The organism is Bacillus cereus group sp. BfR-BA-01331, from assembly GCF_022663915.1.
GTDB lineage: Bacteria > Bacillota > Bacilli > Bacillales > Bacillaceae_G > Bacillus_A > Bacillus_A mycoides.
In genome coordinates, this window is the sequence record NZ_JAKUGJ010000061.1 from 1 (window position 1) to 8,212 (window position 8,212).

The window sequence follows — 8,212 nt, forward strand, 5'->3', positions numbered from 1 at the left end:
GCAAATCTTTAAATTCCCTACATGTAGCTTTAAAAAAAAGAAACAACCTCTACTATAATTAACGTTGTATGGGCTTAACTTGATAGCGATGGGGTAGCACCACATGCCCATCAAGCTAAGATTATATAAGTTTAATTTCACGTGAGATTTTTTCTTTTTTCTAAAGGTCCGGTGTAAGTTCTTTAAAGATTCGCATACCAAATAAACCCTATCGGGTTTCAATTTTTTGAATTACGCTACATCATTGTGAGACATAGAAAAGTTGTATACAACACCTAAGATATCAAAGACTGTTTTCTTCTCATACCCATGGGATTTTCGTCCGTTTTTCTGTAAAAGATTGAACAGACGAAATAATATCTTTGTTAATTCCTGGGTATCTTTTTGTAATCCTTCATAAAACAATAGATAATAATTCTTTATCATATAGATGGATTTGAATTCACTTAACTCTTTCTTTTTCTTATCTAAGAGTAACCGACGCATTTTGAACATCGTCGATGAACAGAGTAAAATACTAATGAGTTGCCCATATAAATGGCATTCTAAGCGTTCTTTCTTAATTTCTTTGCACCTGTCAATTTTAAAAAAAGATTTCCATGTTTTGAACAAAATTTCAATTTGCCAGCGTAATGAATACAAGTCATGGATGTGTTCCGTTGGAACATTTTCTGTAGAAAGATTCGTAATATACACGTTGATCCCACTCAACCGTTTACTTCGTTCTTTGTAGGTAATACCTTTCTTCTTTTCTTTTTTGGCTTGTTCCTTCAACCTTTTCTTTGTTTGTTCTTTTGTTAATCGATGAATAATAACACGAGCTGGTAATTTTTGATACTGTCCAATGTATGCCTCTGAAATCTCCATTGTTTGGCCAGGGGACAATTGATTCATGAGTTCTTCCATATCTAACTGAATATAGAGGGTCCCTTTCTTGACGGCCCCATTTCGAAAATACTCTGGCTTATCATTCTTACGATAGATTCGAGAATTTAATTTCAAACGTGAGATATAATAAGCTCCTTTATCATGGATCTTCTGTAAGTCATGTAGGTCGAAATAGCCTAAATCTCTTATATACAAGTCTTTGGGTCGAATGGTTTGTAGGCTTGTTGAACCAAAGGTTTTATCATTTTCTCTTCCTTCTCCTACATAAACGTGCAGGAATTTCCCACTCAATAGGTCATACTCTAATTGAATTTTGACTCCTGCCGTATGGCTACTTCCACCTGAACCTTGATACTGTGAAGAAAACTTATCTGGAAGCTGAAATGTTGTAGAATCTAGAATTCGAATGCTCTTAAAAATCGTGGTATATTGATGAACTATTTCTTTTGTTGAATGAATTCTTTGAGTTAGAAGGTTAGCTAGAACTTGTTCAAGAAATTGTACTGCGGAAGCATTAAATCGTTGGTTAAGTCCTTCAGGACTAATAAGAACACCTGTAGATACTTCAAGATAGCTACATAATTGTATGAGTGATGTACTTGCGACCTGTTGACTAAGCCATACACATAGAGCAACTAACTCCTTTGCTTGATATTTACTCTTTCGCTGAACGAACCCTTTTTCTTTAGCTAGGTGTTCTAAAACATGAGGAGACATATGTCGTTGTAATTCTTCAGCAATCGGTTGAAGTTCGTCAAGAATCGAAAAATCCATAAAAAAACGCCATCCTTTCCTATGATTCTATAGAAAGAATAGCGTATTTTTTTATTTTAGGGGGTATTTTGTTTTGTTAGCTTGATAGCGATAGGATAGCACCACATGCCCCTATTAGAGATTTTTGTATATACATTTCCTACCAAGAACATTCAAAAAACAAAAAAACTTCTCAGGCTAGCCGAGAAGCATTTTAAAATCGAACTCAGTTATTCGGTTAGTTCCTTTAATCATTTGTTACTATTCTTTAGAATAGGTCTAAAAGTCCATCAAATTTCTCTATAACTTGATCATATTCACTTACATTTCCAAAACCGTACTTTGCGTAAATAAAAGGGATACCCGCATACCTAGATGCCTTTAGATCACTCTCTGTGTCTCCAACATAAACAGGTTTTGAAAGGTTGTTTCTTTCAATTATTAATTTGATATTGTCTCCTTTTGTAAGACCCGTTCTACTTGGGTTTTCATAATCTAAAAAGTAATTCTCAAGTTGATGATAACGGAAAAACCCCTCAATATAATCCTGTTGACAATTACTAACGATAAAGAGTTTATATTTCTTAGAAAGGTTATATAGTACATCTTTCACGTTTGCATAAAGAACTCCACCGTGTTCCTCTATATATTTACCTTCAATCTCAAAGCATTGTTTAATTATTTGTGTTCGAGTGTCTAAATCTAAGTTTGGAAATAACTTGCTACTTATGTCGTTCATTTGAAGTCCCATAGTACCTTCGAAGTCTTTTCTTGTTAATTTCTTTTCTACTTGCTTATTTTCCTCAACTATACTATTCCATGCAAGTAGTACAGTGTCTATGGAATCCCAAATGGTTCCGTCCAGATCAAAAATTATACTATCCATATGTATATCCTCTCCATCATTCATAACATCTATATACAAAACTCGAATAAATCATAATATTCTATATTTACTATATTATGTGAATTGCATCATGAAAACAAGTGCTTTTTTCAAGTATCAACCCCTTGTTTTTAGGCGTGAGTGCTGGCTAGTCGTGTGGGACTAAACCCCCATCTCTATCAAGCTAACAAGAACGAGTTACCCCAAAACGATAAAAACAAGCAACACGCAAAAAATTTTCGTTCTGGGGGTATTATGATATCTTAGCTTGATGGGCATGGGGTAGCACCATCAAAACGCGAATTTCGTACGCTAAGCAAAATTTCATAAGAAAAAGCCGATTTCCGGTACTCTAAGAGAATAATTGGCTTTTTACTGTTAAGTTGTTTGTAGTGATCGTAGGGAGTCTAATGATGCAATTTCTTTTATACTAAATCGGTATTTTCCTAGAATATTAATGTGTTGCCATTCTAATGGAGAAATATATTTCAATAATTCTTCATTAGAATGGGAATTAAACAACTCAACTTTCGCACCTATAAAATAAGCGGGGAGATTTAGCTATATTGAATTTAGAGTCTATCAATTGTGTAATGTACAACTTGAGTAAAATGAAAAACACCTCGATCCTTGGTATAGTGAGATTACCTAGAAATCACTACCACAGAAGAGGTGCCTTAACTACAATAGCTCAAAATAACCAATATCATCAACTACCAAAAGAACTTAATTCTATTTTTTCCGAGCTTGAAATGAATATCCAGCTAAGGATGCAGTCTATCGCTTCTTATAAACGGTGCCAATGTTCAATTGGCGCCCTTTCCTGCTGCTGTTTAGTATGAATGCGATTAAAAAAGTAACTCGACTTACGAAAAAAACCGCTCCAAAGTGTTGATTGTGCTTATCATCGTAACCGCAGTAAAAAAGTTGAATTGCTAGCACACTATTTTGAAACCTTGGTTAACTATTCCAACTTTGAAGTATTTCCTGTTATTAATCAATGAGTAAGGGGCAAAATTTAAAGTATATGGTGGCACTATTTGTACTTCTTTCTGTAATCTCTACTCATCGAATAAATTTAGAGCTATCACTCATGCCTTCAGTTGAACACCCCGATGACTGAACTAAGATAAGTTATGGATGAAGCGCCCGTGCCATCGCATCAAAATAATTCTGACTGGCACGCTGACTCACTTCGGCTTCAGGCACAAGTACTTCAAAGCAATGGAAGCAGCCGGGGTAGAGATGAAATTCAACATCTACTCCTGCTTGTGCAAGTCGTGTTACATATTCAATAATTTCATCTCGGAATAAATCGAGTTGACCTACACATGTATAAGTTGGCGGTAGTCCGGCTAAGTTTTCTGCTCTCGAAGGTACGGCATAGGGAGATGGTTCGTTAGTATCGTTCTTCTTTCCCAAGTACATATTCCAAGCCGTTAAATTGTTTGATCTATTCCATGTTGCATTGTCTTCTATAATCTCATAGCTTGATGGTGTTATGTTGTGGCTATCAAGCATCGGATACAGCGGCATCTGAAAAATAATAGATGGACCTCCTTTATCACGAGCCATTAACGCAAGCGCTGCTGTTAGTCCACCACCTCCACTTGCACCGGCGATCGCAACTCGATTCACATCAATTCCAAGCGAGTCTGCCTCATTTGTCATCCAAACCAAGCATGCATAACAATCTTCAATAGCCGCTGGATAAGGATGTTCGGGCGCAAGTCGATAATCGACAGACACAACAACGCATTCAGCAGTCTGAACAAAGCGTTCACACAAAACATCGTCCATATCAGGGTGGCCCATTACGTATCCACCACCGTGAATCCACAGCATAGCTGGAAGTTTATCAAGATTTTTCTCAACGGGTTCGTAAATTTTAACTAACATCTCGCCGGCTGCGCCAGGAATCATTCGCTTGGTCATGTTTACAAGCTCTGATTTTTCCAAATGTGGATTCGACAAGAGACTTCGACTCGCCTCTAAATCCCCCTCTAATTGAAAGCCTGGAAATTGTGAGAAAGCCTGTTTTAATTCTGGTAATACTTGACTGTCAATTTTCATATAAATTCCTCCAGTTAAATAATAAAACTTGATGTAATCCTTATGGAATAATTAACGGAATAGATGTGTCTCCTGTTCTCCTTCAGCTTCCCATTTGGCAATTTCCTCTCTTACACGAGGGGCAACTTCTGTTCCAAGCAATTCTATGGCACGCATGACTTGATCATGTGGCATGGTACTTAATGGTACATACATCATAAAGCGTGTAATCCCTACATGCTTACGAAGATGAATGATTTTTTCGGCGACTGTATCTGGATCACCAACATACAACGCCCCTTCAAAATTTCGTGCAGCATCAAAGCTGGAACGATCATAATAAGGCCACCCCCGCTCTTTACCAAGTTTATTCATGCCTGCCTGAGTGGAAGGGAAAAATGTATCTGCTGCCAATTCCGTATTCTCTCCAACAAATCCAATTGAATGAGATCCCACCTGAAGCTTTGATACATCATGACCAGCGTGAGCCGCTGCTTTCTTATATAGCTGTACAATTCGTGCAAAGTGCATTGGGCTACCACCAATAATCGCCAGCATAAGTGGTAATCCCAGAAAACCGGCACGGATAGCAGATTCCTGATTCCCACCGCTACCAACCCATATCGGTAAAGGATTTTGAACAGGTCTTGGATACACACCTAAATTATTGATTGCTGGTCGATGTCCGCCTTCCCAAGTCACTTTTTCGGACTGACGTATTTTGAGCAGTAGGTCCAAATGTTCTTCAAACAGTTCTTCATAGTCCTTCAAGTTATAGCCAAACAATGGAAAAGATTCGATAAAGGAACCACGACCCGCCATAATCTCTGCGCGTCCATTTGAAATGCCATCCAGTGTAGAAAAATCCTGAAAAACGCGCACAGGATCAGCTGAAGAAAGCACAGTTACTGCACTCGCGAGCCGTATCTTTTTCGTTTGTGGTGCCGCGGCTGATAGAACCATCGCTGGAGAGGATGCTGCATAATCCTTCCTATGGTGCTCACCAACACCAAACACATCAAGTCCTACTTGATCAGCAAGAACGATTTCTTCAACAACTTCACGCAATCGCTGTGCGTGACTTATCACTTCACCACTATGTACATCTGGTTTCGTTTCTACAAAAGACGTAATACCTATTTCCATTTGTTATCTCTCCTAGTCCAATTAGATTTTAAGTCAAAAAAATTAAACATTTCCTTTATGGTAGTAACGTGTTTCTCATATTGGCTAACACACGTTTATTTCATGAAATCTTAACTCGTCTGGTCATAGCCCAAAAAAGAAGAGCGAAAGCACTGACAGAGGCTCCAAGTAAGGAAACCCCTCCCCAGCCAAAGTGTGCGTATATTTGAGTCGAAGCAATTGAACCACCAGCACTGCCGATAGAATAAAACATCATATATCCAGCAGTAAGTCGACTCCGTGCTTCTGTATGCAATGGAAGGATCATGGTTTGATTCGTGACATGTATTGCTTGTACGGCCAAATCAAGTAGAACTATCCCTATCACTAATGCGATTAATGACTGCTCTATATAGCTGATGAACAACCATGAAATCAATAATAGAGCTAAAGCAATGCCTGTCGTTCGTTGTCCGTAACCTTGATCGGCCAATTTCCCTGCCCGTGCCGCAGCCAAGGCTCCAGCCACACCTACAAGACCGAATGCGCCAATTGCACTATGAGATAGAGCAATTGGCGGTGTACTAAGTGGCAGTACTAGTGAAGTCCACAAAATGCTGAAATCAGCAAAAATCAGCATGGCTAGAACGGAGCGAACGCGTAACGTTCGTTCTTGAATAAACAAAGCAAGCACCGATCTAATCAACTGAGGGTAGGATAGCGATTTTACCTCGCGCTCAACATTGGGCAACATCTTTATAAACATAAAAACCATCAAAAACATGAGCGCTGCAGAAAATAGATATACAGAACGCCATCCCGCAACATCTGTTAATATACCAGCAAAAGTACGTGCGAGAAGTATGCCAATAACTATCCCACTTGTTACAATGCCAACGACACGTCCTCTTTCTGTAGGGGAAGCGATGGTCGCTGCAAACGCCACGAGAGTCTGTGTCACAACTGCAAGCAGACCCACCAAAGCCATACCTGCGAAAAGTACCATGCTGGAGGAAGCAGTTCCAACTATAACCAGAGCTGTTGTAGATAATAGCATCTGACCGACAATTAGACGTCGCTGGTTTAGCAAATCTCCAAGCGGTACGAGTAGTAGTAAGCCCAATCCATAAAAAATTTGTGTAATGGTAATAACAACACCAATAATGGAATGGTTAATACCAAACTCATTAGATAGTTGATCAAGCAGCGGCTGTGCAAAGTAAATATTGGCAACAGACATTCCACAGGCAGTCGCAAACAATAATACCAAAGCGTGAGACATGGATGGCTGTTGATTCAAATTAGGTTTTGTTACGGAAGATTTATGACTTATCTTAGTGTAGAGTGGATCATCTTCTATATTTGTCTCTGTTTTGCACATACCTTAACCTCCAATCACATTAGATTTCCAATCATAACATACCGTTCAGTACAATATGATTACTGGTAAATATAACTTAGCTTTATTCATGATGTCAACGATTTTTTTGCACTAAAGTTAATGTTGCATTAAATGAATTGAGCTTGATTTGACATGGAGAATGGCTAATTATATAATAATTACATACTGTTTGGTAATAAAAAAAACAATTGTAATTACCTACACACCTATTCTAAAACAATTAATAAAATCAAAGTTTGAGGAGGAGAATCCTTAATGGCAAGAACCCGTGAATTTGATGAGGATCAAGTTTTAGATGCAGCAATGCAGTTATTTTGGGAGAAGGGATATGAGGCTACCTCATTAAGTGATCTTACTTCTAGAATGGGCATTCAACGCCCTAGTATTTATTCGACTTTTGGAGATAAGAAAGAATTGTTTGAAGCCGCACTTCGCAGGTATACAATGTCTCGGGCCTCTGATATACGAAATAGGCTTCAAAGTCACTCCTCTGTAAAAGAGGCATTTTCTATTTTCTTTGCCGATGTCGTCAATGAAGAATACGCAGGGGATCTTAGTAAAGGTTGTTTTTGTATCAATACAATGGTTGAACTAGCACCTCATGATGAGAGATTTGAAATTTTGACCAGAGAACATCAAATGTACCTCGCCGTCATTTTTCAGGAGACGATCGAACGAGGAATCCAATCAGGTGAGCTAGAATTCAACACAGATGCAAAGTCTTTGGCACAGGCACTGATTGTATCGTTAATCGGTCTAACGGTTATGATGAAATCTCGCCCCCAACGTTCATTTGTGGACAATGTAATAGCAGCGACGCTCACATTACTTAAGTGACATGATTGTATTTAAAAGTACGAAAACCATACCTTTATAGGGGTAACGTCAAATCTCCATCAAGCTACAATTTTATAGTACCCCCAGAACGAAATTTTGTGCTAACTTGTAACAAAAATGCTCATTTTTTCATTTCGGGGTAATTCTGAATTCTTAAGTTGATGGGTATGGGGGAGCACCACACATCCATCAACTTAAGGATTTAGACTATTCTTAAACTAAAAAGCACGTTACTATTCTCTTATGTTAATGAGAAAGGGTGACGTGCT

6 protein-coding genes are annotated in these 8,212 nt (G+C 38.3%); 1 reads left to right on the forward strand and 5 read right to left on the reverse strand.

The features are described 5' to 3' along the window. Positions 1 to 231: 231 nt before the first annotated feature. The 5 genes from MR155_RS30200 to MR155_RS30220 all read right to left on the reverse strand — a co-directional run bounded on the left by MR155_RS30200 (position 232) and on the right by MR155_RS30220 (position 7,085). A complete protein-coding gene (locus MR155_RS30200; RefSeq protein WP_242312005.1) occupies positions 232 to 1,662 on the reverse strand; it encodes an IS4 family transposase in 1,431 nt (476 codons plus the stop codon). 247 nt (positions 1,663 to 1,909) lie between these two features. Beyond that, complete coding sequence (locus MR155_RS30205) at positions 1,910 to 2,527, reverse strand: HAD family hydrolase (protein WP_242312006.1); 618 nt, start codon at positions 2,525 to 2,527, stop codon at positions 1,910 to 1,912. A 1,134-nt stretch (positions 2,528 to 3,661) separates the two neighbouring features. Continuing rightward, positions 3,662 to 4,600, reverse strand: coding sequence for an alpha/beta hydrolase (locus tag MR155_RS30210; protein WP_242312007.1), 939 nt, complete (start codon positions 4,598 to 4,600; stop codon positions 3,662 to 3,664). Positions 4,601 to 4,651: 51 nt separating this feature from the next. After that, complete coding sequence (locus MR155_RS30215) at positions 4,652 to 5,725, reverse strand: LLM class flavin-dependent oxidoreductase (protein WP_002137520.1); 1,074 nt, start codon at positions 5,723 to 5,725, stop codon at positions 4,652 to 4,654. Between the two features lie 100 nt (positions 5,726 to 5,825). Then, positions 5,826 to 7,085, reverse strand: coding sequence for an MFS transporter (locus MR155_RS30220; protein WP_242312008.1), 1,260 nt, complete (start codon positions 7,083 to 7,085; stop codon positions 5,826 to 5,828). A gap of 276 nt (positions 7,086 to 7,361) precedes the next feature. Here MR155_RS30220 and MR155_RS30225 point away from each other — a divergent pair, with 276 nt between their 5' ends. Continuing rightward, positions 7,362 to 7,943: a TetR/AcrR family transcriptional regulator gene (locus MR155_RS30225; protein WP_242312009.1), complete on the forward strand. Its 582-nt coding sequence runs from the start codon at positions 7,362 to 7,364 to the stop codon at positions 7,941 to 7,943. Positions 7,944 to 8,212: the final 269 nt, after the last annotated feature.

Excerpts from the sequence above, each read along its gene's own strand:
- MR155_RS30200 (WP_242312005.1), bottom strand. The coding sequence starts at position 1,662 with ATGGATTTTTCGATTCTTGACGAACTTCAACCGATTGCTGAAGAATTA.
- MR155_RS30205 (WP_242312006.1), bottom strand. The coding sequence starts at position 2,527 with ATGGATAGTATAATTTTTGATCTGGACGGAACCATTTGGGATTCCATA.
- MR155_RS30210 (WP_242312007.1), bottom strand. The coding sequence starts at position 4,600 with ATGAAAATTGACAGTCAAGTATTACCAGAATTAAAACAGGCTTTCTCA.
- MR155_RS30215 (WP_002137520.1), bottom strand. The coding sequence starts at position 5,725 with ATGGAAATAGGTATTACGTCTTTTGTAGAAACGAAACCAGATGTACAT.
- MR155_RS30220 (WP_242312008.1), bottom strand. The coding sequence starts at position 7,085 with ATGTGCAAAACAGAGACAAATATAGAAGATGATCCACTCTACACTAAG.
- MR155_RS30225 (WP_242312009.1), top strand. The coding sequence starts at position 7,362 with ATGGCAAGAACCCGTGAATTTGATGAGGATCAAGTTTTAGATGCAGCA.